General features: G+C 65.6%; 25 protein-coding genes. 18 read left to right on the plus strand and 7 right to left on the minus strand.

What is annotated here, in order from left to right; all coding sequences use genetic code 11:
• Positions 1–40 precede the first annotated feature (40 nt).
• The 3 genes from BLM15_RS28555 to BLM15_RS28565 all read left to right on the plus strand — a co-directional run bounded on the left by BLM15_RS28555 (position 41) and on the right by BLM15_RS28565 (position 2,439).
• A complete protein-coding gene (locus tag BLM15_RS28555) occupies positions 41–739 on the plus strand; it encodes a hypothetical protein (protein WP_126115919.1) in 699 nt (232 codons plus the stop codon).
• Positions 740–854: 115 nt separating this feature from the next.
• Positions 855–1,733 (plus strand): alpha/beta fold hydrolase, encoded by an 879-nt coding sequence (locus tag BLM15_RS28560; RefSeq protein WP_126115920.1) that lies wholly within the window; start codon positions 855–857, stop codon positions 1,731–1,733.
• Between the two features lie 121 nt (positions 1,734–1,854).
• The gene (locus BLM15_RS28565) at positions 1,855–2,439 is read left to right on the plus strand and encodes a GNAT family N-acetyltransferase (protein ID WP_206438584.1); all 585 of its coding nucleotides are present in this window, start codon (positions 1,855–1,857) and stop codon (positions 2,437–2,439) included.
• A gap of 167 nt (positions 2,440–2,606) precedes the next feature.
• Here BLM15_RS28565 and BLM15_RS28570 read toward each other — a convergent pair whose 3' ends face one another.
• The gene (locus BLM15_RS28570; RefSeq protein ID WP_126115922.1) at positions 2,607–4,964 is read right to left on the minus strand and encodes a xanthine dehydrogenase family protein molybdopterin-binding subunit; all 2,358 of its coding nucleotides are present in this window, start codon (positions 4,962–4,964) and stop codon (positions 2,607–2,609) included.
• 203 nt (positions 4,965–5,167) lie between these two features.
• On the opposite strand from BLM15_RS28570, the gene BLM15_RS32250 reads away from it, so the two are divergent.
• The 9 genes from BLM15_RS32250 to BLM15_RS28615 all read left to right on the plus strand — a co-directional run bounded on the left by BLM15_RS32250 (position 5,168) and on the right by BLM15_RS28615 (position 13,470).
• A complete protein-coding gene (locus BLM15_RS32250) occupies positions 5,168–6,184 on the plus strand; it encodes a cupin domain-containing protein (protein ID WP_126115923.1) in 1,017 nt (338 codons plus the stop codon).
• The gene (locus BLM15_RS28580; RefSeq protein WP_126115924.1) at positions 6,181–7,056 is read left to right on the plus strand and encodes a beta-keto acid cleavage family enzyme; all 876 of its coding nucleotides are present in this window, start codon (positions 6,181–6,183) and stop codon (positions 7,054–7,056) included. The genes BLM15_RS32250 and BLM15_RS28580 overlap by 4 nt, the downstream gene beginning before the upstream one ends.
• A 68-nt stretch (positions 7,057–7,124) precedes the next feature.
• Positions 7,125–7,538 carry an OsmC family protein gene (locus tag BLM15_RS28585; protein ID WP_126115925.1) on the plus strand — a complete coding sequence of 138 codons (414 nt, stop codon included), beginning with the start codon at positions 7,125–7,127 and terminating at the stop codon, positions 7,536–7,538.
• A 74-nt stretch (positions 7,539–7,612) separates the two neighbouring features.
• Positions 7,613–8,977, plus strand: coding sequence for an ABC1 kinase family protein (locus BLM15_RS28590; protein WP_126115926.1), 1,365 nt, complete (start codon positions 7,613–7,615; stop codon positions 8,975–8,977).
• Between the two features lie 238 nt (positions 8,978–9,215).
• On the plus strand, positions 9,216–9,500 hold the full coding sequence (locus BLM15_RS28595; RefSeq protein WP_126115927.1) for an aa3-type cytochrome c oxidase subunit IV: 285 nt from the start codon (positions 9,216–9,218) through the stop codon (positions 9,498–9,500).
• 20 nt (positions 9,501–9,520) lie between these two features.
• On the plus strand, positions 9,521–10,660 hold the full coding sequence (locus BLM15_RS28600) for a Re/Si-specific NAD(P)(+) transhydrogenase subunit alpha (RefSeq protein WP_126115928.1): 1,140 nt from the start codon (positions 9,521–9,523) through the stop codon (positions 10,658–10,660).
• Positions 10,661–10,685: 25 nt separating this feature from the next.
• Positions 10,686–11,117: an NAD(P) transhydrogenase subunit alpha part 2 gene (locus tag BLM15_RS28605; RefSeq protein WP_126115929.1), complete on the plus strand. Its 432-nt coding sequence runs from the start codon at positions 10,686–10,688 to the stop codon at positions 11,115–11,117.
• Positions 11,118–11,122: 5 nt separating this feature from the next.
• Positions 11,123–12,529, plus strand: coding sequence for an NAD(P)(+) transhydrogenase (Re/Si-specific) subunit beta (locus tag BLM15_RS28610; RefSeq protein WP_126115930.1), 1,407 nt, complete (start codon positions 11,123–11,125; stop codon positions 12,527–12,529).
• An 86-nt stretch (positions 12,530–12,615) separates the two neighbouring features.
• On the plus strand, positions 12,616–13,470 hold the full coding sequence (locus tag BLM15_RS28615) for an alpha/beta hydrolase (RefSeq protein ID WP_126116402.1): 855 nt from the start codon (positions 12,616–12,618) through the stop codon (positions 13,468–13,470).
• Positions 13,471–13,480: 10 nt separating this feature from the next.
• On the opposite strand, the gene BLM15_RS28620 is transcribed toward BLM15_RS28615, so the two are convergent.
• The 5 genes from BLM15_RS28620 to BLM15_RS28640 form a co-directional block, all read right to left on the minus strand.
• A complete protein-coding gene (locus BLM15_RS28620; RefSeq protein WP_236846462.1) occupies positions 13,481–14,329 on the minus strand; it encodes a tetratricopeptide repeat protein in 849 nt (282 codons plus the stop codon).
• A 177-nt stretch (positions 14,330–14,506) separates the two neighbouring features.
• A complete protein-coding gene (rpsU, locus tag BLM15_RS28625; RefSeq protein ID WP_126116403.1) occupies positions 14,507–14,761 on the minus strand; it encodes a 30S ribosomal protein S21 in 255 nt (84 codons plus the stop codon).
• Positions 14,762–14,930: 169 nt separating this feature from the next.
• The gene (locus tag BLM15_RS28630; protein WP_126115932.1) at positions 14,931–16,031 is read right to left on the minus strand and encodes a 5-(carboxyamino)imidazole ribonucleotide synthase; all 1,101 of its coding nucleotides are present in this window, start codon (positions 16,029–16,031) and stop codon (positions 14,931–14,933) included.
• Positions 16,028–16,525, minus strand: a complete 498-nt coding sequence (purE, locus tag BLM15_RS28635) for a 5-(carboxyamino)imidazole ribonucleotide mutase (protein WP_126115933.1) — start codon at positions 16,523–16,525, stop codon at positions 16,028–16,030. Before purE ends, BLM15_RS28630 begins: the two co-directional genes overlap by 4 nt.
• A 102-nt stretch (positions 16,526–16,627) precedes the next feature.
• A complete protein-coding gene (locus BLM15_RS28640) occupies positions 16,628–16,846 on the minus strand; it encodes a YdcH family protein (protein WP_110488657.1) in 219 nt (72 codons plus the stop codon).
• A 231-nt stretch (positions 16,847–17,077) separates the two neighbouring features.
• Here BLM15_RS28640 and BLM15_RS28645 point away from each other — a divergent pair, with 231 nt between their 5' ends.
• The 6 genes from BLM15_RS28645 (at position 17,078) to BLM15_RS28670 (ending at position 22,205) form a co-directional block, all read left to right on the plus strand.
• Positions 17,078–17,266 carry a YdcH family protein gene (locus BLM15_RS28645; protein WP_110488658.1) on the plus strand — a complete coding sequence of 63 codons (189 nt, stop codon included), beginning with the start codon at positions 17,078–17,080 and terminating at the stop codon, positions 17,264–17,266.
• A 222-nt stretch (positions 17,267–17,488) separates the two neighbouring features.
• The gene (locus BLM15_RS28650; protein WP_126115934.1) at positions 17,489–18,334 is read left to right on the plus strand and encodes a helix-turn-helix domain-containing protein; all 846 of its coding nucleotides are present in this window, start codon (positions 17,489–17,491) and stop codon (positions 18,332–18,334) included.
• A 68-nt stretch (positions 18,335–18,402) separates the two neighbouring features.
• Positions 18,403–19,122: an alanyl-tRNA editing protein gene (locus tag BLM15_RS28655; protein ID WP_126115935.1), complete on the plus strand. Its 720-nt coding sequence runs from the start codon at positions 18,403–18,405 to the stop codon at positions 19,120–19,122.
• A gap of 8 nt (positions 19,123–19,130) precedes the next feature.
• Complete coding sequence (locus BLM15_RS28660) at positions 19,131–20,078, plus strand: DMT family transporter (protein WP_126115936.1); 948 nt, start codon at positions 19,131–19,133, stop codon at positions 20,076–20,078.
• Positions 20,079–20,085: 7 nt separating this feature from the next.
• On the plus strand, positions 20,086–21,192 hold the full coding sequence (gene argE / locus BLM15_RS28665; protein ID WP_126115937.1) for an acetylornithine deacetylase: 1,107 nt from the start codon (positions 20,086–20,088) through the stop codon (positions 21,190–21,192).
• Positions 21,193–21,302: 110 nt separating this feature from the next.
• On the plus strand, positions 21,303–22,205 hold the full coding sequence (locus tag BLM15_RS28670; protein ID WP_126115938.1) for a GGDEF domain-containing protein: 903 nt from the start codon (positions 21,303–21,305) through the stop codon (positions 22,203–22,205).
• A gap of 12 nt (positions 22,206–22,217) precedes the next feature.
• Here BLM15_RS28670 and BLM15_RS28675 read toward each other — a convergent pair whose 3' ends face one another.
• A complete protein-coding gene (locus tag BLM15_RS28675) occupies positions 22,218–23,846 on the minus strand; it encodes an acyl-CoA synthetase (protein ID WP_126115939.1) in 1,629 nt (542 codons plus the stop codon).
• Between the last annotated feature and the right edge of the window lie 8 nt (positions 23,847–23,854).

Genomic DNA, 23,854 nt, shown 5'->3' on the forward strand with positions numbered 1-23,854 from the left:
ACTGCCCATCCGAACCGACTGGGCCAACAGGGTACCTGACGTGAACGCGTCTCGCCGCCCGAGCATCACCGGTCTGCGTCGATTTCTGGATCTCGAGCAGCAGCGCGACTGGATACAAGGCAAGACGATCCTGCTCGACGCCGACGAGCGCTGCGAGTCTCTGGAACTGCGTCTCAAATACGTCGCACGGTTCGGGAAGCTGCTGTGCCGGCCGCAGGCTCGAGACGTTCTGGAAATTCTCCGGGACTACGGCCGCGACTGCATCCCGATCCCGCGCCGGACCGAACGGCACTACTGGTCGGTTTCCTGCCTGCCCTCGACTCCGGGCAAGGCGCTCATTCGCGTCAATGCGAGCTGGATGGAGCTTTTCTCGCTCTATGCGGACGATGAGGGTATCCGCGCGCTGTTTCTGGTGCATCTTTCCGATTTTACCAGGGACCATTCGCTCGACCCGGACCAGGTGGACGAAGCTTTCCTTGAGCGCTGCGTGATGACGCCGGAAGACGTCAGCTATGTCTTCCCCCGCGGCGAGGACATTTTCGGCATCAAGGTCCGCGGCTTCTCTTCGATCGGCAAATTCCTCGCGGAGCGCGATGCGTTGCAGGCCATCCGGACGTTCAATCTGACGCATATGAACCGGGGCCGGAACGCCTATCAGGCGAGCCACTGCTACAGCTTGGCTGACCACATGTTGAGTGATCATGGGGCGGATAACGACGCTTCCGTCGGAGCGCGATGACGCTGCGGCGGGGAGAACGCTAGCGCTCGTGAAGTTGCGATTTCGGCAACATCGGGAACTCGCGCCGCTGGGTTGAGTTGAACTCGATCTCCAGAGGGCAAAACGAGATCCTGGCATGAGTCTGCCCGCGCCAAGCCGACTGCGTCTCTCCGGTGGAACCGAGCTTGCCTATTTTACCGCGGGCGATCTATCCAGCCCCGCCTTGCTCCTCCTGCACGGGTTTCCCAGCTCGGCACATACATTCCGCGACGTATTTCAGGGACTGGCGCGCAAAGCATATGTGATCGCGCCCGATCTTCCGGGCCATGGCCAGTCCGATGTTCCGCCGACACCCTCCTTTGCAGCGTTCAGCGATGCAGTTTCAGAATTGCTGGCCCATCTCGGGATTGGTCGCCGCTACATCTACCTGCACGACTGGGGCGCACCTGCGGGCCTGCACATCGCCATGCAGGCGCCCGAGCTTGTCTCGGGCTTGATCATCCAGAACGCCAACGCACATCGAACCGGCTTCGGCCCCCTGTGGGACGCCACGTTGAAGTTCTGGTCGGAACCGACAAAGGAGAACGAAGCGGCCGCAACCGTCCACCTGACCTTCGAGTTCACGCGCGAGCAATACACGGGTGACCTGCCCGAGGACGTCGCGGCCACGATCAGAGGCGAACCCTGGGTCGAGGACTGGCGGGTGATGAATTTTCCCGGCCGCATGGAGACCCACCGTGCGCTTATCGCCGACTACAAGAACTACGCTGCGCGTTTCGATGCGATCGCCGCCCATCTCAAGAAATGGCAACCGCCTGCGCTCATGCTGTGGGGCCGTCACGACCCATTCTTCGAGATCGCTGAAACGTTGTCATGGCTGCAGGATTTGCCGCGCATGGAAGCGCATATTTTCGACGGCGGGCATTTCCTGCTCGAAACGCACGCCGAGCCAGCACTCTCCCTCATGATGGAGTTCATCACGCGAACACAGGAGAGATGCAGGCAGATTCCCTGAGAGAACGTCCGCGAGCTATCCTGGAGCCGTTTCAGGGCGCGGCGTGATCCACCGCTGCGTCGCCGGGGCCAACGACGGAGCGCTTCGTCGAACCACCTGCGCCACTTGGAGGTCAGTCAGCGTGAAATCACCGACAGTGAGAGTCATGACCGCGGCCGATGAAGCTTCGGCGGTCGAAATCGTCGTGCTGGCGTTTGCAACAGATCCCATGGCGAGATGGACCTGGCCGCGGGCAAACCAGTATCTTGCGGCTATGCCGCGAATGGCCCGCGCGTTCGGGAGCAAGGCCTTCTCCAACGGAAGCGCCTTTTACACCGACGACTACACCGGTGTCGCGCTGTGGCTCCCCCCCAAGGTGCATCCTGACGAGGAAGAGCTCGGTGCGGTGGTCGAGAGCACGGTTGCGCCCTCTCTTGCCGCCGAAACCACCGCGATATTCGAGCAGATGGCCAAGTACCATCTGACCGAGCCGCATTGGTATTTGCCCCTGATCAGCGTCGACCCGGCGCATCAAGGCGAAGGTCACGGCGATGCCTTGATGGCGTACGCGCTTGCACAATGTGACCGCGATCACATGCCGGCCTATTTGGAATCCTCGAACCCGCGCAACATGTCTCTCTACCGGCGTCACGGCTTCGAAGCGCTCGGCGAGATTCAGGTCGGTTCGTCGCCGACGCTCGTCCCGATGCTGCGGCGATCGCGTTGAGTCCCGGGGGCAGTAGGGCGGGGCGCCGAACCTATCCTGGGTGCGCTCATCATGGTTCGCGTTTCTGCGCTGGCATTGCCCATGTCCTGCCGGCGGCCTTTGATCATGAGCGCAATCAGGATGCGATCGTCCTGTTCAGGAAGCCACCGCCCACTGGCGTAAGCTACCTATCCGATCCGCCCGGACTGAACCGCCCGCCAGACCGCTTGAGGCGTCGCGGGCATGTCCAGATGCGTGATGCCATACGGCGCCAGGGCGTCGACCACTGCGTTCATGACCGAAGGCAGCGAGCCGGCGCAACCGGCTTCGCCGCAACCTTTGGCACCGACTCGGTTATTGAGGGTCGGCACACCCCGGCTCACGAACGAGAAGAACGGGACATCCGCTGCCCGGGGCAATGCGTAGTCCATGTACGACCCGGTGAGGAGCTGGCCGCTGTCGTCATAGACCGTCCGCTCGAACAGCGCCTGGCCGATGCCCTGTACCACGCCGCCATGGAGCTGCCCTTCGACGATCATCGGGTTCACCACGGTTCCGAAGTCATTGATCATGACATAGCGCGCGACCTCGACATGTCCGGTCTCGGGATCGATCTCGACCTCGGCGACGTGACAGCCATTGGGATAGGCTGAAGGCGCTGCCTTGAAGACATGATCGACGTCGAGCGACTGTGGCAGGTCGGGTGGCACCGCGGCGCCACCACGCAGCCTCGCCGCGATGTCCATGATCTTGATCGAGCGGTCGGTACCGATGACGGTGAAGCGGCCGTTCGCGAACTCGATATCGGCGGTATTGGCCTCGAGGAAATGACCGGCGAGCAACTTGCCCTTTTCGATGACGAGCTCGCTCGCTTCGATGATCGCCGAGCCGCTCGCCATCAGCGATTTTGAGCCGCCGGTGCCTCCGCCGGCGATCAGCCGGTCGCTGTCGCCCTGGACGAGCTTGATCGCCGCGAAGGGAACGCCGAGCTGGCTGGTGAGGAGCTGGGCGAAGGGCGTCCAATGTCCCTGGCCATAATCGAGCGTGCCGGTGACGATGCTCACGCTGCCATCCGGCTCGAAATGGATCCCGCCCATTTCGTTCGTCGGTGGCGCAGTCACCTCAAGATAGCAGCCGATACCGCGCCCGCGCAGCAAGCCCGCCTTCCGGCTCGCCCGCAATCGCCCAGTGTATCCCTTCCAGTCCGATGCTTCGAGGGCTCGCTCGAACAGCGCCGGGAAATCGCCGCTGTCGTAGACCGTCCCGACCGGCGTGGCCCAGGGCAGTCTGGCAGGCGGGATCAGGTTGCGCCGCCGCAGGCTCGCGCTGTCGATGCCCATATCGCGCGCCGCCGTATCGATCAGGCGCTCCATGAAATAGTTGCCTTCCGGGCGACCCGCGCCGCGATAGGCCCCGATCGGCGGGGTGTTCGTCACCGCACAACGCGTCCGGACCTCGACGAGGGGCGTCCGGTACATGCCGACCGAGTTCTTCCCGATATTCGCCGTCGGCATCATGGCTCCGACCGGCGTGAGATAGGCGCCCATGTTGGCGACGCCGGTGAAGCGCGTCGCAAGGAAGCGACCGCGAGCGTCCAGCGCCAGCTCGGCCTCGAAAACCATGTCGCGGCCATGGTGATCCGAGACGAAGCTCTCCGATCGTTGATCGGTCCATTTGACCGGCCGCTTCAACATGCGGGCTGCGTGGAGGAGAGTGACGTATTCGGGAAACACGGAAGCCTTCATGCCGAACGAGCCGCCGACATGGCCCGTGACCAAGCGCAAGCCGGCAGGCTTCACCCCCATGGCCGCGGCCAGGTTGTTGCGCATGCCGAAGGCGCCCTGGCTTGGAGCGTGCAGCGTGTAGCGCTTCGACTTGCCATCGAAGCTCGCAATGGCACTGCGCGGCTCGATCGGGTTGACCACGACGCGGTTGTTGACGATCCGCACCCGGGCGATGTGCGCGGCTCCGGCAAAGGCCGCAGCGACCTTCTCGCCGTCGCCGGACTGGAAATCGACGATCAGATTGCCGGCGACATCGTCATAAAGTTGCGGGGCGTCGGCCCCGAGCGCCTGCTCGGCATCGGTGACCGCAGGCAGGATATCGATGTCGAGCCTGACCGCCTCCGCGGCGCTCCGGGCCTGATCGGCGGTGCGGGCGACCACCATCGCGACGGGATCGCCGACGAAGCGGACCTTGTCGGCAGCGAGCGCCGCCCGCTGCGGCCTTTTCATCGGCGCACCATCGCGGCCCGGCACAGCGATCGGCGTCGCGATCGGGTTGTAGCCGTGGCCGTCGAGGTCCGCCGCGGTGTAGATCGCGACGACACCCTTCATCGCTCGGGCCTCTGCCAGATCGAGATCACGCAGATGGCCATGGGCATGAGGGCTGCGGACGAAGGCTGCGAAGAGCTGCCGCTCGACGCTAAGATCGTCCGTGTAGCGCCCGTGCCCCTGCACGAGGATCGCATCCTCCCTGCGCGGCACAGGTTGACCGATCCCGACCGAGGCCATGAGATCGCTGTCACGGGAATCGCTTGGGTTCATCGAGGACCGGCCGTGGGCAAACAAGACAGGGATATCAGGATACCCTTGATAGGGCGGCAGTCCGATCCGCTGAAAGAGCGCCGACTGCAGCCCCGCCCAGCGCCCAGCGGTTGCGAAACGCGCTGGCTGAGCCAGCATAGTCGCCAGCGCCTGGCGGCTCGTCGCCGCGCAGACCGGACGAACGGAACGGAACAGGTGTCCTGATGGGCCTACGCTTCATCTTCATGCTCACCCGCAACGACCGGACGGTCAGCGATGCGATGGAGCAGCTTCGGACGGCTCTGGCTCTTGGAGTCCGGCATATCGGCTTCAAGGACATCGGCTTGCCGCTCGACACGCTGAAAGCGCTCAACGCGGCGATCAAGGCCGGCGGCGCAACCTCCTATCTCGAAGTCGTCTCGCTCGATCGCGACAGCGAGATCGCGTCTGCGAAAGCTGCGGTCGAGATCGGCATCGACATTCTGCTTGGCGGGACGAGGGTCGACGATGTGCTGCCGATCATCGCCGGCACCACGATCCAGTACTGCCCGTTCCCGGGCACGATCTCCGGACATCCGAGCGTGCTGAGGGGGAGCATCGACGAAATCGTCGCCAGCGCGCAGGCCATGGCCGCACGCGACGGCGTGCACGGCCTCGATCTCCTGGCCTATCGCTCGCACGAGAACGTCCCGGCGCTCATCGAAGCCGTCTGCTCCGCGGTGTCGAAGCCCGTCTATGTGGCCGGATCGATCGACACCCCGGGTCGCATCGCAGCCTTGAAGGAGGCCGGGGCCGCCGGTTTCACCATTGGCACGGCCGCGCTCGATGGAAAATATCCGGCCCATGGCAGCGACGTGCCAAGCCAGCTGAAGACGATCATCCGTGATGTCGCGATGCTCAACCGGCACATCTCACCGTTCCGCAAGGAGAATCTGGAGAGTGCTTTCGGACGATTTTCCGACAGCTGGCCTCCCCGGCTTGCCGCATCCGTCAACAATCTGCAGATCAAGCTCGCGAAATTCGAGGGCGAGGCCGGTTGGCATTTCAACAGCCGCGAGGATGAGGTCTTCTTCGTTCACAAGGGCCGGCTGCTGATGAAGTTCCGCGACCGGGATGAGGTCATCGAAGAAGGGGAGTTCATCGTCGTGCCGCACGGCGTCGAACGTTGTCCGACTGCGCTCGAAGAGGTCTGTGAGGTCGTCGTGCTTGAGATTGGACCGACGAAGGATGCGTCTGCATGACTACACCGATCTGGATCGAGGCTGCGATCAATGGCCCCTGGGGCAAGGAGCGCCAGCCCGGCATTCCGATCACGATCTCTGACATCGTCGCGGACGGGATCGCGGCGGTCGAGGCCGGCGCGGCGATCGTCCATCTGCATGTCTACGACGTCGAGACCGGCCGCCAGCGCGACGACTGGGAGCTCTATGCGCAGGCGATCGAGGGCATCAGAGCCAAGGTCGACGTGATCGTCTATCCGACCATCCCCATCCTCGGCTCTGCTTACGCCGGCGACATGATCGGCTCGGGCCGCTACACGCATCTGGAAGAATTGGCCAAGCGTGGCCTGGTCGAATGGGGCGTGCTCGATCCCGGTTCGTGCAACTGGACGACCTTCGCCGGCATTCCCGAGGGCGAGGCCGGATTCATTTACCAGAACCCCGGCGAGCATATCCGCGAGGGGATGGACGTCGCGCAGCGCCACAAGATCCATCCGAGCTATGCGATCTACGAGCCCGGCTTCACCCGGCTGGGAGCTGCGTTGGCCAAGGCCTATCCGGGCATGCCGACGCCGATCTACCGGCTGATGTTCTCCGATGCCTTCGCCTGGGGCTTTCCACCGAAGCCCTACGCGCTCGAAGCGCATCTTGCGCTGCTAGCGGATTGTGCGCGCCAAGCTCCCGTGATGATCGCGGGGCTCGGCGTCGACCTCACGGAGATCGTCGCCCCGGCGGTCGCGCGCGGCGTCCATGTCCGCGCCGGGCTGGAGGATGCGCCCTTCGGCGAAACGCGTACGAACGCGCAATTGATCGCCGACATGGTCTGCAAGGTGGAGGTTGCCGGCGGCCGGCCCGCGAGTGTGGCGGAGGTCAGGGCGAGCCTAGCGGCTTGACCCGGACAGTGGCGGCGATCGGCGTCAGCGATTAGCCTCTCGTGTTTCCGGTACGCGAGGGGAACGCCATGGCGTCGGTGACGATCGAACTGCGCAATGTCGAGGGCACGCAGGCCGCGATAGGCTGGGCCGGCGCGCATACCGTCGTCGTCGATCGCCCTGACGGCAGGGCTGGCGGCATGGGGCTCGGCTTCAACGGCGCGCAATTGCTCGCGCTCGCCCTTGGCGGCTGCTTCTGCAACGATCTGCGCTATGCCGCTGATGAGCTCGGGGTCGCGCTCGGGCGGATCGCCATCTCGGTCACGGTCGAACTGGAGGGCAGCCCGCTGCTGACGACGGCGGCGACGATGAACGTCGCGTGCGAGATGCAGGACAGCTCAGACGCTGCGCCTGTCATCGAAAAGGCCAAGGCGATCTGCATGGTCGCCAACTCGCTCGGCCGCGGCTTTCCGGTGGCGATCGAGCAGGCCGGGGGCGCCTGAGACAGCGTGTCGGCTGGCTTTCCCCGGCGGAGCGCCTACATCGGGTAGCAGCCATCACAGCGCCGCGAGCCTCAATGTCCGAACGCGATAGCGAAGCCAACCGATTCTCCGCCCGCGCGGCGCGCTATGCCCGCGTCGGCGCCAATGTCGGCGGCGTGGCGGCGCGCATCGCCGGCACCAAGCTGTTCGGGCTGGAAGGCCGCAACGCCACCAATGCGGAGGCGCTGGCGAAGGCGCTCGGCGGGCTGAAGGGCCCGCTGATGAAGGTGGCGCAGCTCGTCGCCACTATTCCCGACGTGGTTCCGCCGGAATACGCCGCCGAACTGCAGAAGCTGCAATCGGAAGCGCCGCCGATGGGAGCGGCCTTCGTCAAGCGCCGCATGCAGGCCGAACTCGGAGCGACCTGGCGCGAGCGCTTTGCCGAGTTCGATTTGAAGCCGGCGGCTGCCGCCTCGCTCGGGCAAGTGCATCGGGCGGTCTCGCTCGACGACGCCCCGCTCGCCTGCAAGCTCCAGTACCCCGACATGGAGTCGGCCGTGGAGGCCGATATCTCCCAGCTTGAGATCCTGTTCGGGCTGCACCGACGCATGGGCGCGGTGATCGACACCAGCGAGATCGCCAAGGAGATCAGCGCCCGCGTCCGCGAGGAACTCGACTATCGCCGCGAGGCTAAGCATGTCGCGCTCTACCAGAACATGCTGGCTGCAACGCCGGAGGTCCGCGTGCCCAATGTCGTGCCGGAGCTGTCGACGCGGCGCCTTCTGACCATGGGCTGGCTCGAGGGCGACAAGATCCTCAACCACAAGCAGGCGAGCCAGGAGGTCCGCGACAGGATCTCGACCGCGATGTTCCGGGCCTGGTGGCGGCCGTTCAGCCATCACGGCGTGATCCATGGCGACCCGCATCTCGGCAACTACACGGTTTTCCAGGACGGCGGCGAGCCAGGGGGCATCAACCTGCTCGACTATGGCTGCATCCGGATCTTCCCGCCGAGTTTCGTCGGCGGCGTGGTCGATCTCTATCGCGGCCTGCTTACAGGTGAGGAGGCCCGCGTCGTCCACGCCTATGAGGTCTGGGGCTTCAAGGGGCTCAACAAGGAGCTGATCGATACTCTCAACATCTGGGCGAAGTTCATCTACGGCCCGCTGCTGGAGGATCGCACGCGCCGCATCGCCGAGGGCGTAAAACCGTCGGAATACGGCCGCAAGCAGGCTTTCCAAGTCCATTCGGCGCTGAAGGCGCGGGGCCCGGTGACCGTGCCGCGCGAGTTCGTCTTCATGGACCGGGCCGCGATCGGCTTAGGGGGCGTCTTCCTGCATCTCGACGCCGAGCTGAATTTCCACCGGCTGTTCGAGCAGGAGATCGCGGATTTCAGCGTCGCGCGCGTGGCGAGCGAGCAAGGCGCGGCGCTGGCGGCGGCTGGTCTCGGCAGTTCCTGACGATCGGAATCGTCAATACAGTTGTGACGCGGCACCACATGTTTCGCCGGGGTCGCTGCCATAAGTTACGCTTGATATCATAATTTAAATCGATTTAAATCATGGCCGATGCGGTTTTTCCTTAGCGGCATGACGCTGTTGCCTAGAAAATGGGCGTAGTCGTTCCGGCGCTCCGTTGCCGACCCTTGGCAGGTGCGGTACAGGGCGTAAGAATAGGATTGAACTCGGGACTCTTTTCATGGCCGACCACGGACACGCTGCCGACATTCCGGAGATGGACTACCCGGAGCATGAGCGCACCTATACGGGCTTCATCCACTTCGCCGAAGTCGGCACGGTGGCCTGCCTCGCAATCGTCGCTGCGCTCGCCGTCGGCGGCACCAAGCATGCCTGGGGTACCGCTATCGTGGGCACGCTGTTGACCCTGGTCGGCACCGGCGTCGGCATCGCCGCCCCGTCGATCGGCTGGCGCGCCACGCTCGTTCCCTTCGTTCTGATGCTGCTCGCGCTCCTCCTCTACTAAGCCCGAAAGGCCTGGCCTCCATGCGCATCGCTGTCCCAGCCGAAACGCAAGGGGCGGAGACCCGCGTCGCCGTGACGCCGGAAACCGTCCGCAAGTTCATTGGCCTCGGGGCCGAGATCGCAGTGGAGAAGGGGGCGGGCCTCGCCTCCGGGATTACGGATAGCGATTACGAGGCGGCCGGCGCGACAATCGCCAAGAGCGCCAAGGACGCGCTCAAGGGCGCCGACATCGTGCTGAAGGTGCGCCGCCCGGGTGAAGATGAGATCGCGGGCCTGCCGGCCGGAGCGCTCGTCGTCGGCATCATGGACCCCTATGGCAGCGAGGCGCAGGTCGAGGCGCTCGCCAAGGCCAATGTCGCGGCCTTCGCCATGGAGTTCATGCCGCGCATCACCCGCGCGCAGGTCATGGACGTTTTGTCCTCGCAGGCGAACCTCGCCGGCTATCGCGCTGTGATCGACGGCGCCGCCGAATACGGCCGCGCGCTGCCGATGATGATGACCGCGGCCGGCACCGTGCCGGCGGCGAGGATCTTCATCATGGGCGTCGGCGTCGCCGGCCTGCAGGCGATCGCCACCGCGCGTCGCATGGGCGCCATCGTCACCGCGACGGACGTGCGGCCGGCCACCAAGGAGCAGGTCGAGTCGCTCGGCGCCAAGTTCCTGGCGGTCGAGGACGAGGAGTTCAAGCAGGCGCAGACCGCCGGCGGCTACGCCAAGGAAATGTCCAAGGAGTACCAGGCCAAGCAGGCCGAGCTGACGGCGAGCCATATCGCCAAGCAGGACATCGTCATCACCACCGCGCTGATCCCGGGCCGCCCGGCGCCGAAGCTGATCTCTGCGGCGATGGTCGAGAGCATGAAGCCCGGCTCGGTGATCATCGACCTTGCGGTCGAGCGCGGCGGCAATTGCGAGCTCGCCAGGCCAGGCGAGGTCGTGACCACGCCGAACGGGGTCAAGATCGTCGGCCATCTCAACGTGCCGGGCCGCCTGCCGGCGACCTCCTCCAGCCTTTACGCCAAGAACCTCTTCGCCTTCGTCGAGACGCTGATCGACAAGGCCGAGAAGAAGCTCGCGGTGAACTGGGATGACGAGCTGGTCAAGGCGACCTGCCTGACCAAGGATGGCGCCGTCGTCCACCCGAATTTCGTGGCCAAGGCCTGAAGCGCACAAAGGGGAGTGTCACGTCATGGCTAATCCGACACCCGAACAGGCGCTCGAACAGGCCCGCTCCGCCGCGGCACTGGCGAAACAGGCAGCCGAGCTCGCCGAGAAATACGCCGAGCAGGCCGCTGCGGCGGCCGGCGCCGCGACCGGCGTCGACCCGACGGTCTATCGCCTTGCCATCTTCGTGCTCGCCGTCTTCGTCGGCTACTACGTCGTCTGGTCGGTGACGCCGGCGCTGCACACGCCGCTGATGTCGGTCACCAACGCGATCTCCTCGGTCATCGTCGTCGGCGCGCTGCTGGCAGTCGGTGTCCAGGCCGCGCCCGCGATGGGCGACGGGCCGCTCTGGGCCAAGGTCTTCGGCTTCATCGCGCTGATCCTGGCTTCGGTGAACATCTTCGGTGGCTTCCTCGTCACCGAGCGAATGCTCTCGATGTACAAGAAGAAGGGCTGACGCGCATGGCCGCCAATCTCGCCGCCCTTCTCTACGTCGTCTCCGGCGTCCTGTTCATCATGGCCCTGCGCGGGCTGTCGCACCCGACGAGCTCGCGCCAGGGCAACCGCTACGGCATGATCGGCATGGCGATCGCCGTGCTGACCACAGTGATCTTCTACCCGCCGGCCGGCTTCTCCGGCTGGCTGCTCGTCATCCTCGGCATCGCGATCGGCGGCGGCTTCGGCGCCTATATGGCCAAGCGCGTGCAGATGACGCAGATGCCGCAGCTCGTCGCCTTCTTCCACTCGCTTGTCGGCCTTGCGGCCGTGCTTGTGGCAGCGGCGGCGCTCTATGCGCCTGAGGCGTTCGGCATCGGCCAGGTCGGCAAGATCAAGGGCGCCAGCCTGTTCGAGATGGCGCTAGGCGTCGCCATCGGCGCGATCACCTTCACCGGCTCGATCATCGCCTTCCTCAAGCTCGACGGGCGGATGAGCGGCAAGCCGATCATGCTGCCGCAGCGCCATGGCATCAATATCGGCCTCGGCATCGCGCTTCTGGTAATGCTGTTGATCTTCCTGAAGACGGAAAGCCATCTCGTCTTCTGGCTGATCGTGCTGGTCTCCTTCGCGCTCGGCGTGCTCTTGATCATCCCGATCGGCGGCGCGGACATGCCGGTCGTCGTCTCGATGCTGAACTCCTATTCCGGCTGGGCCGCGGCGGGCATCGGCTTCACGCTCGGCAACATGGCGCTGATCATCACCGGCGCGCTCGTCGGCTCGTCCGGCGCGATCCTGTCCTACATCATGTGCAAAGCGATGAACCGGAGCTTCATCTCCGTCATCCTCGGTGGCTTTGGCGGCGATGATGCTGCGGCCGGCGCGGGCGGCGCGGTCGAGGCTCGCCCGGTCAAGCAGGGCTCGCCTGATGATGCCGCCTACATCATGAAGAATGCCGGCAAGGTCCTGATCGTGCCGGGCTACGGCATGGCAGTGGCCCAAGCGCAGCACGCGCTGCGCGAGATGGCGGACCTGCTCAAGAAGGAGGGCGTCGAGGTGAAGTACGCCATCCATCCGGTGGCGGGCCGCATGCCTGGCCATATGAACGTGCTGCTGGCCGAGGCTAACGTTCCCTATGACGAGGTCTTCGAGCTCGAGGATATCAACTCGGAGTTCGGCCAGGCCGACGTCGCCTTCGTCATCGGCGCCAACGACGTCACCAACCCGGCTGCCAAGACCGACAAGGCTTCACCGATCTACGGCATGCCGATCCTCGACGTCGAGAAGGCCAAGACCGTGCTCTTCATCAAGCGCGGCATGGCCGCCGGCTATGCCGGGGTCGAGAACGAGCTGTTCTTCCGGCCCAACACGATGATGCTGTTCGGCGACGCCAAGAAGGTCACCGACGAGATCGTCAAGGCGATGGCGCACTGAGCACGGCCATCCGTCATCGGAACGTCGCAAAGGGCCGGCTCGATGCCGGCCCTTTTGTTTCGGGCTGAGCCTGAAGGTCGTCGGTGATGCGCAGGATCCTGAAGCTTCTCGCCATTGGGGCGCTGAGTGCCTATGTCGCGGTGCTGGTGTTGCTCTATGTCCAGCAGCGCCAGCTGCTGTATCCGCGCAATCCGGCCCGCGCCGAGATCGCGAGCGCGAACTTACCCAGAGCCGAGGAGACGGAGCTGGCCACGGCCGACGGCGAGAAGCTGATCGCCTGGGTGGTGCCGCCACGCGAGGGCAAGCCGGTGTTGCTGTTCTTTCACGGCAATGCCGGCAATTTCGGCAGATCGATCCGGCAGACGCGCTTCCGGGCGCTGACGGAGGACGGGACTGGCCTGTTTGCGGTGAACTATCGCGGCTATGGCGGCTCGACCGGCACGCCCACTGAGGACGGGCTGGCGCAGGACGCACGCGCCGCCTATGCCGCGGCCGTGGCGCGATTTGGCGCTGACCGGTTGGTGGGCTATGGCGAGTCGCTCGGCACCGGCGTGGTGCTGAAGCTCGCCGCGGAGGCCCCGCTCAAGGCTGTGATCCTCGAAGCGCCTTACCTCTCAACTGCCGCTGTGGCGCAGCAGCTTTATCCCTTCATCCCGGTTGGCCTGGTCATGCATGACCAGTTCCGTTCCGACCAAGTCATCGGCAAGGTCAAGGCGCCGCTGCTCGTGCTGCATGGCGAGCGCGACGGGGTCATTCCGTTCAGCCAGGGCGAGGCGCTATTTTCGCTTGCCAATCCGCCGAAGCGCTTCGTCCGCTTCCCGGAAGGCGATCATGAGAATTTGCCGGCACACGGCTCGGTGCCGGAAATCCGGCGTTTCCTCACCGATCTGAACACAGGCCGCCTGGCCGGCAGCGAGACGGTGACGGCGGAGAGGCGGTAAACCGAGCGGCTCAGAAGCGGAACATCCCGCCACCGCCGCCGAGGCGAGCTGAGCCGGCGCGGGCGATCTGGTTGTTGCCGTCGAGGCCGAGGGCGCGCTGATAGGCCTCGCTCGCCTCGGTCTTCTTGCCCTGCTTCTCGAAGGCGAAGCCGCGGCCGGCCCAGGCAGCGGCATTACGGTTGTCGACATTGAGCGCGGCGGTGAAGTCCTCGAGCGCGGAGTCGTACTTGCCGAGCGCGTTCAGGCTCTCGCCGCGGGCGATATAGGGCGGGGCGGTGTAGGGGTTGCGGTCGATCACCGAGTCGAAATCGGTGACGGCATGCTGGTGCTGGCCTTCCTTCTGGTAGACCAATCCGCGGGCATGGAAGGCCTCGGCCGCTTCCGGGTTGAGGCGGATCGCGCTGTTGAGATCGGCCAGCGCCTGCTGGCTGTTACCCTGCACGCGCAGCAGATTGGCACGAGCGATATAGGCCGGGGCGTAGTTCGGATTGGCCGTGGTCGCGCGATTGAAATCCTGCAGCGCGGCGTCGTTGCGCCCGGTCTGGCGCAGGGCCAGGCCACGATTGGTGTAGGCCGGCGCGAAATTGGAATCGATCTGCACCGCCTTGGTGAAGTCAGAGATGGCGTCGGAGTAGCGGCCGACGCGGGCATAGGCCGCGCCACGCGTATTATAGGCCTGCGGGTCGTTCGGGTTGCGGCTGACCACCTCGCTGAGCGAGCCGATATTGACGCTTGCAGCCTCAGTGTTCTCGGTCTGGAGCTCGGCGATGCCGGCGCCGGAGCCCATGCTCACCGTATCGCAGCCTGCGAGCGCGAGCGCGAGGCTCGTCGCGATCAGCCAGTTCCTGCTTGTGACCATGTTCTTATCCATTGCTCAAGCTCTCGCCTGCCATGCGGCACGACCGCCCCGGTGTGCCGCCCGTCCTCCAAAACGCCCAAGCCCTGACAAAGTTTGGTTAACGACCCTACAAAAATGACAGCGCCCGGAGAAGCTCCGAGCGCGGATGGATACCAGAGCGGTTCTGGCGCTAGCTGATCAGACCGGCCGAGCGGGACGCTCAGGGCGCTTCGGCTTCACCGGCGCGGGCAGAAGGCCCTCGCGCTGCAGTTTCTTGCGGATCAGTTTGCGAGCGCGGCGGACGGCCTCAGCCTTCTCGCGTGCCTTCTTTACGGACGGCTTCTCGTAATGGCCGCGGAGCTTCATCTCACGGAAGATGCCCTCGCGCTGCATCTTCTTCTTCAGCGCCCGCAGCGCCTGATCGACGTTGTTGTCGCGAACAAGAACCTGCACGTCGTAGTGTCCGTCGTTGTCGGTGGTCCGGAATCCGGGCGGCGACCTCTCCAGGGAAAGATCGCCGCGAAGTTGGTGCGGATACCAGAATTCCCGCGACCTGTCCACGCCGCACCGCGGCAAAGCCGCCGAAAATGCGCGGTTTTGGTAGGTTTTGGGCGTTCTCCGTTCAGCCGGCTTCGGGGACGACGCGGGTGACATGGCCCATCTTGCGGCCGGGCCTCGCCTCGCGCTTGCCGTAGAGATGCAGATGCGCGCCGGGTTCCGCCAGAAGTGCGCGCCAGTCCTGTGCCTGAGCGCCGATCAGGTTCTCCATGGTGACGCGCCCGCGCCGCGCCGTCGCGCCGAGCGGGAAACCACAAACGGCGCGGACATGCTGGTGGAACTGCGAGGTCTGCGCGCCCTCGCTGGTCCAGTGTCCGGAATTGTGCACACGCGGGGCAATCTCGTTGACGACGACCTGCTCGCCGCTCTCACCCTCGACCAGGAAAAACTCGACAGCGAAGACGCCGACATATCCGAGCGCCTCGCCGATACGCCGGGCCGCCTCGATGGCTGCGTCGGCGGCGGCCGGGCTGATGCGCGCGGGCACCTGCGTCAGCGCCAGGATGTGGTCGCGATGCTCGTTCTCGCAGACGTCGAAGGCGGCGAAGGAGCCGTCGGCGGCACGGGCTGCGACGACCGAGACCTCGCGCGAAAATGTCACGAAGCCCTCGAGGATCGCTGGAAAATGACCGATCTCGTCCCAGGCCTGCGCGAGATCGACGCCTTCGGCGATCTTGACCTGTCCCTTGCCGTCATAGCCGAAGCGCCGCGTCTTGAGCACGGCGGGGCGGCCGAGCCTAGCCACGGCCTGCTCGAGGTCGGCAAGCGAATCGACCGGCTCGAACGGGGCGACCGCGAGGCCAAGCCCAGCGACGAAGCGCTTCTCGGTGAGGCGATCCTGCGTCACCGCAAGCGCCTGGGCGCCGGGATGCAGCGGGGTGCGGGCGGCGAGGAAGGCTGCGGTCGCAGCCGGCACGTTCTCGAACTCGTAGGTCACGACGTCGACTGCGTCGGCGAAGCTGGCGAGCGCCGCCTCGTCCTCATAGGCGCCGATGGTGTGGCGGGCGGCGACCTCATAGGCCGGGCTATCGGCGTCCGGCGCGAAGATGTGCACGCGCACGCCGAGATCGGCCGCAGCCAGCGCCAGCATGCGGGCGAGCTGCCCGCCGCCGAGAATGCCGAGGATGGCGCCTGGACCGAGGCCGCGCGGATCGGGTTGGCTCATGCCTCGTCCTTCGGGCGTTCGGCGACGGCGCCGCTCAGCCTGGCGCGCCAGGCGTCGAGCCGTTCGGCGAGGTCGGAATCGGAGAGCGCCAGGACGGCAGCGGCGAGCAGGGCAGCGTTGATCGCGCCGGCCTTGCCGATGGCGAGCGTGCCGACCGGAATGCCGCCGGGCATCTGCACGATCGAGAGCAGGCTGTCCTGACCGGAGAGCGCCTTGGATTCGACTGGCACGCCGAAGACGGGCAACGGCGTCAGCGAAGCCGTCATGCCCGGCAGGTGCGCGGCGCCGCCGGCGCCGGCGATGATGACCTTGAAGCCTTCCGCTCTTGCGCCCTTGGCAAAGGTGTACATCCGGTCGGGCGTGCGATGAGCCGACATGATGCGCGCATCGAAGGCAATGCCGAGCTCACGAAGCGTCTCGGCGGCGTGGCGCATCGTCGCCCAGTCAGACTGGCTGCCCATGATGATGGCGACGGGAGGGGTCGGCTCGGCCATGAAATACGCGCTTCCCGGCAGGAGGGAGGAAGCGCGCGATCTAGACCGGCCGCAGCGTCACAGGCAAGGGCCGAATCAGGATTCTTCCGGAATTCCCGTGCGCTAGGCGATGATGTCCGGCGTCAGCTGGTCTTCGAGGTAGGAGATGCGGTCGCGCAGATAGAGCTTGCGCTTCTTCAGGCGCTGAATCTGGATCTGGTTCACCGGGCCGAGCCGCTCAAGGGCGTCGATCGCGCTGTCGAGGTCGCGATGCTCCTCGCGCAGTCGCGCCAGCTCCGCCTCCAGGACCTCGATCTCCTCCGGGCTCAGTTCGAATCCCATGAAGCCGTCTCATCATCGCCGCGATCGGGCGCGACTATGCGCAGGCACGGGCGGCGCGGCAAGGGCGCTGACCGTACAGATGCGGGCCGGCTCGCTCGCATTCACGCGCCTCGGGAAAGGTCTCGGAAGGGATCACAGAAACTCATGGTGCGGTGCACGTCTGCCCCGCAGACGTGAAGCCGGCTCTGTGTCAGAGTTGACCCTGCCAGAACGCTCATCAGGAGGATCCAGATGTCGCTGCAGACACATCTCGCCGAGCTTGAACGCAAGCATCGCCAGCTCGAGGAAGCTATCGCCCAGGCGGTATTGAGCCCCTCGTCAGACGATCTCAGCGTGGCCGAGCTGAAGCGAAAGAAGCTGCTGCTGAAGGATGAGATCGAGCGGGTGCGGCTGACCATGCCGTCACCGACACTACACTAAAATGACAGCGGGCCGCGGCGGCCCGCATCGAACTCACGCAATATGCGGATGACCGGCCCCGAAAGGGGCCGGTTTTTTGCGCGCTGGCCCGGGATATTTCGCAAGCTCGCGCGTCATGAGATGGGCTGGCACCGAGGATGGCGCCACGGGCGGCGGTGGGCAGGGACTTGGAAGCGCTCCACCGATCGTGCAAGAATCTGCCCCACCGAGAGGGACGCACCGTTGCCCCGTGTCGATCCACGCAACACCACCCGCTACTGGAACGCGCCCGGCATCGATGGCCTCAGCTGCCTTCACGCCGACTTCACGACGCATGACTATGCGCCTCACCAGCACGAGGCCTTCGTCGTCGCCGTGACGGAGAGCGGCGGCTCAGAATTCAAAAGCCGTGGGCGCAGCGACGAAGCCCGGGAGAGCGTGCTGCTGGTCTTCAATCCTGCCGAGCCTCATTCCGGCCGCATGGGCCGGAGCGAGCGCTGGCGCTATCGCTCGCTCTATCTGACGCAGCCCGCGATCGATCAGGTCACCGCCGATCTCGGGATCGCCCGGCCGGGCTATTTTATGCGCAATGTCGTTGGTGATGCCGATCTGATCGCGGCGTTCGCGCGACTGCACCATGCCCTCGAGGATGGCCACGACCCGCTCGAAGAGCGCGAACTCCTCGTCGACAGCTTCGGCCAACTCTTCCGCCGGCATGGCGACGGCGCCCGATCCATCCCGATCGCGCCGCGAGACGAGGCGGCGGTTTCATCGGTGGCGAGGCAGATGGCCTCGCAGCATGCCGAAAGCGGGCTCAGCCTGAGCGAGATGGGCCTCTGGGTCGACATGACCCCATTCCAGCTCATCGGCCTGTTCAAGCGTACGGTCGGCCTGACGCCTCACGCCTATCTGACCCAGATCAGGCTGAAGTCGGCGATTCGGCAGTTGAAGGCCGGCGCGCCCATCGTCGAAGCGGCGCTGGCCAGCGGCTTCTATGACCAGAGCGCGCTGACAAGGCACTTCAAGCGCTCGTTCGGAATCACACCCTTGCAGTACCAGCGGGCGGGTGCGGTCGGCGCAGCCCGCTGATCGATCAATTTCCGCCAATACCGCGTTGAGCCAGATCGCCAGACTCCTCATGGAAAAGGAGTCTTCGGGTGACGCGCTATTTCTGCCTGGACGAGCCGGAGGTGTTCGACCTCGAAACCGCCGTCGTGGCCGCCGAGCCGGGCCGCGTCTTGCTAGATCGATCGCCGTTCTACCCGGGCGGCGGCGGCCAGCTCGCCGACAGGGGCAAGCTGCAATGGTCGGGCGGCGAGGTCGCGCTCGCCGGCTTTGAGACGCAAGCCGACGGCGTCTGGCACCTGCTGGCTGAGCCGGTCCTGCCCTCGGGCGCCGTGGTTGCGCAGGTCGATCGTCCGTTCCGGCAGCTGATGCGCGAGCTTCATACCGATCTGCACATCGTCAATGCGCTCGTCTATCAGGGCTTTGACGGGGCCCTCGTCACCGGCGTGCAGATGAACGATGACGGCACGGCGCGGATCGATTTCGACCTGCCGGAAGCCGACAATGAACGCCTGCGCATCCTCGAAGGCGCGATCAACGATATGATCAGGCAGGATCTGCCGGTTCGGGAAACCTATGTCACCGAGGGCGAGGCTTTCGACGAGCCCGGCCTGATCCGCTCGCGCTCCGTCACGCCGCCGCCGACGGCCGATGGCCGGATCAGGATCGTCGAGATCGCCGGGCTCGATCGCCAGGCCTGCGGCGGCACGCATCTGGCGACGACCGGAGCGTCCAGGCCGGTGCGGATTCTCAAGATCGACAATAAGGGCCGACACAACCGGCGCCTTCGCATCGGTCTCGACGGCGCGTGACTCCAGTCATGTCCGCGCTGTTGAAAGGTCTCTGGGCGCGTCCGCTCCTGCTGCTCTGGCTGCCGCCGCTGTTCTGGGCGGGGAACCTCGTGCTTGGCCGCGCGCTCGGCGCGAGCTTTCCACCTGTCTCGCTCGCGGTTGGGCGCTGGCTCGTGGCGCTGGCCTGCCTTGCCCCCTTCATCGGCCGGCAGGCCTGGCGGGAGCGGGCGCTGCTGCGGCAGCACTTTGCCCTGATCGTCGCTTGCGGCGCGTTCGGCATCGCCGGCTACAACGCACTCGGCTATCTCGCCTTGCGGACGACGCCTGCCGCCAGCGTCGCCTTCCTGAACTCGACTTTGCCATTAATGGTGCCGCTCGCAGCCTTCGCGCTCGGGGTCGAGCGCGTCTCCGGCCGGACGCTCGCCGGCATTGTGGTTTCCTTCGCCGGCGTCGTCTGGATCGTCGCGCGCGGCGATCTGCAGCAGCTCGGCGGATTGCGGGTGGATGGTGGCGAGCTCCTCGTGCTTATCGCGGTTGCGAACTACGCGATCTATTCCGTCCTGCTTCGGCGCAAGCCGGCAGCCTTGAGCCCGCTCGTCTTCCTGGCCGCCACCATAGCTACCGGTCTCCTAGTGCTGGCGCCGTTCTGGGCCTTCGAGCTCGCACAGGGTGCGCGCATTCCGACCGATACGGGATCGATCGCCGCCGTGCTCTATATCGGCCTGTTCGCCTCGCTGCTGGCCTTCATCCTCTGGGGGCATTGCGTCGCGACGCTCGGGCCGAGTGTCACCGGCGTCTCGTTCCATCTCGTGGCTTTGTTCACGGCCCTGCTCGCAGTCGCGATCCTAGGCGAGCCGGTGCGCGGCTTTCATCTGGTGGGCATGGCGCTGATCCTCGCCGGGTTCTTCCTCGCTACCGGGAACTGGATGGGCGCCCGGCTGCGGCCGGCGCGGCAATCCGGCGCCTCCCGGCTCTGAGGACGTCATGGATACGCTCGAGATCCTGCACAAACTGGTGGCCTTCGACACGACATCGCGACGCTCCAATCTCGATCTGGTCCACTGGGCTGCCGACTATCTCGAAAATGCAGGCGCGCGGGTGCGCCTGACCAGCGACGCCTCGGGCGAAAAGGCCAATATCCTGGCGACGATCGGCCCCGATGCACCGGGCGGCCTCGTTCTTTCCGGGCATACCGATGTCGTTCCGGTCGACGATCAGGATTGGGAGAGCGACCCGTTTGCGCTCGCCAGCCGGGATGGGCGCCTGCATGGCCGCGGCGCTGTCGACATGAAGGGCTTCGTCGCGGCCTGCCTGGCAGCTGTTCCGGACTGGCGGGCCCGCGAGCTGCGGCGGCCGATCCACCTTGCTCTGTCCTATGACGAGGAGGTCGGCTGTCTCGGCGTCCCGCTCCTGATCGCCGACATGCTCGCGCACTGCCCGCTTCCGGCGCTCGCCATCATCGGCGAACCGACCCAGATGCGGATCGGGCTCAGCCATCGCGGCTTCTACGGCTATTGCAGCGTCTTCCATGGCCGTGCGGCCCATTCGAGCGATCCGCGTCTCGGCACCAGCGCAATCGAGCCGGCGGCGGCATTCGTCGCAACGCTTGCCTCTTTCGGCAAGGCGGAATGTGGCGAGCGAAGCGGTACCACCGTCAACATCGGCAAGATCGCCGGCGGCAGCGCCATCAATATCGTTCCGGAGCGCTGCGAGGTCATCTGGGAGTTCCGGCCGCCCGACGAGGCCGGCGCCGGCGCCGTGCTCGCCGAGGTGGAGAGCCTCATAGCTGGATTGTCTCGCGGGGTGGGTGTCGAGACGACGCCGCTGGCGCGCGTGCTGCCGCTCGACTGCGCGGCGAACAGCCCTGCCGTCGCAGTGGCGCACAAGCTCGGCGGCTTGTGGCCGCCGATTGCGATGCCGTTCGGGACAGAAGCCGGCTTTTTCCAGCAGGCCGGGATCCCGGCGCTGGTCTGCGGTCCCGGCTCGATCGCGCAGGCGCATCAGGCGAATGAGTGGATCGCGGGTGTAGAGCTGGAGGCTGCGGATCGCTTCCTCGTGCGTGTTGGAGACTGGGCAGCCGCGGAACTTTGAGGCGAAAACCACCCGCAAACCAGGCCATAGCCGACATTGCACTTTCGACGGCACAGTTTTACCCGCCGCTAAAGACTCCTGCGTAACGTATTGTCAGGAGTGCGGCGCACATGGCGTTGTTCGGCGAGATCACCGAGAGTCTCTTCGAGACCAGCGGCACGCTTGTGGCTCTCTTCGATCCACAGGACATCCTGCGCCGGTCGAACGCAGCCTATCGTGAGACCTATGGCGTCGCCGTCGACGAAGCTATCAGCTGGGCCGAGATCCTGCGGCGCAATTTCGAGGAGCGCCGTGGCGTCGCCGTCGCGACCGAGGATTTCGAGCACTGGCTGACCTCTGCCCGGTCCCGCCGCGGGAAGAGCCCATACCGCGCCTTCGAGACCGACGTCACCGATGGCCGCTGGCTCTGGATGACCGAGACGGTGTCGCCGACCGGCTGGATGCTGTGCATCGCATCTGACATCACCGAGCTGCGGACGGGCGAACGCAGTCTGCGGCAGGATCGGGACAGCGCGCGCAAGGCCTCGCAGACCGACGAGCTGACCGGCATCTCGAACCGGCGCTATTGCATGAGCGTGCTGCAGGAGACCATTGCGAAGGCGAGCCGTGGCGAAGGCGGCGAAACCTGCGTCGCGCTGCTCGATATCGATCGCTTCAAGCAGATCAATGACCGTTTCGGCCATCAGTTCGGCGACGCGGTGCTGATCGATTTCGGCAAGAGCGTGCAGAGGAATCTGCGTCCTGCCGACAGCTTCGGCCGCGTCGGTGGGGAAGAGTTCTTGCTGATCCTGCCGCAGCTTGGGCCGGCGGCAGCCGAGCTTCTGATCGAGCGTCTGTTCAGAGCGGTCGGCCGGCTTGGATCGCTACCGTCGCAGCCTGGCTTCCACTATTCATTCTCGGCGGGCCTGACGCAGATCCGGCCCGGCGATACGCTCGCAGACGTCTATCACCGCGCTGACGCTGCCCTCTACGATGCCAAGATCGGCGGTCGTGGCCGGCAGATGTCGGCTTGAGGACAGGCGCCATCACAGCGCCCGCGCCATCTCCCTGAGCTTGAACTTCTGGATCTTCCCGGTCGAGGTCTTGGGCACCTCGGTGAAGACCACCGTCTTCGGGCATTTGAACGAGGCGAGCAGCGTCTTGCACCAGGCGATAATCTCGTCCTGCGTCGCGCTCTGGCCGGGCTTCAATTCGACAAAGGCGCAGGGTGTCTCGCCCCATTTCTCGTCGGGGCGGGCGACGACGGCTGCGGCTTGCACGGACGGGTGCTTGTAGAGCGCGTCCTCGACCTCGATCGAGGAGATGTTCTCGCCGCCGGAGATGATGATGTCCTTGGAGCGGTCCTTGAGCTGGATATAGCCGTCGGGATGCATCACGCCGAGGTCGCCGGAATGGAACCAGCCGCCTTCGAAGGCGGCTGCCGTCGATTTCGGGTTCTTGAGATAGCCTTTCATCACGACATTGCCGCGGAACATCACCTCGCCCAACGTTTGCCCATCGTGCGGCACTGGCTCCAGTGTCTCCGGATCGCGGACATCGAGCCCTTCGAGCGCCGGATAGCGCACGCCCTGGCGTGCCTTGAGCGCCGCCTGCTCGCCGCTTGGCAGCGCGTCCCAGGCGCCGTTCCATTCGTTGACCACAGCGGGGCCGTAGACTTCGGTTAGCCCATAGAGGTGGACGACGTTGAAGCCGGCCTGCGCCATGCCGGCGAGCACGGCCTCGGGTGGCGGAGCGGCGGCGGTGAAGAAGTTGACCTTCTGGGCAAAGCTGCGGCGCTCGGCATCGGGGGCGTTCAGCAGCGCCGACATCACGATCGGCGCGCCGCACATATGGGTGACGCCATGGTCGGCGAGGGCGTCGTACATCGCCTTGGCCCGGACCTGGCGCAGGCAGACATGGGTGCCGGCGAGCAGCGAGATCGTCCAGGGGAAGCACCAGCCATTGCAGTGGAACATCGGCAGGGTCCAGAGATAGACCGGGTGCCGGCCCATGCCGCCGGTGAGCACGTTCGAGGTCGCCAGGAGATTGGCGCCGCGATGGTGGTAGACCACGCCCTTGGGATCGCCTGTCGTGCCGGAGGTGTAGTTCAGCGCGATCGCGTCCCACTCGTCCGATGGCATAATCCAGTCGAAATCGGGGTCGCCCTGCGCGAGGAAGTCCTCATATTCGACGCTGCCGAGGCGCTCGCCCGGCCCGTCATAGACGGGGTCGTCATAGTCGATGACCAGCGGCTTCACCGTGCAGAGCGCCAGCGCCTCCTTGACCGTCTTCGAGAACTCGCGGTCGGCGATCAGCACCCTGGCTTCGCCATGGTCGAGCGAGAAGGCGATGATCGCGGCGTCGAGACGGGTGTTCAGGGTGTTGAGCACCGCACCGCACATCGGCACGCCGTAATGGCATTCGAGCATGGCCGGGGTGTTCGGCAGCATCGCCGCCACCGTGTCATTCTTGCCGATGCCGTGCTGCTTCAGTGCCGAGGCGAGGCGGCGGGTGCGGGCGTAGAGCTCGGCGTAAGGTCGCTTCAGCGGGCCATGGATGACGGCGACATGGTTCGGGAAGACGCTCGCCGCGCGCTCGAGGAAGGGCAGCGGCGAGAGCGGCTGGAAGTTCGCCGGGTTGCGATCGAGATCGGTGTCGTAAGGCGAAATCGGCATGGCGTTCG

It is taken from the genome of Bosea sp. Tri-49, assembly GCF_003952665.1.
Classification (GTDB): domain Bacteria; phylum Pseudomonadota; class Alphaproteobacteria; order Rhizobiales; family Beijerinckiaceae; genus Allobosea.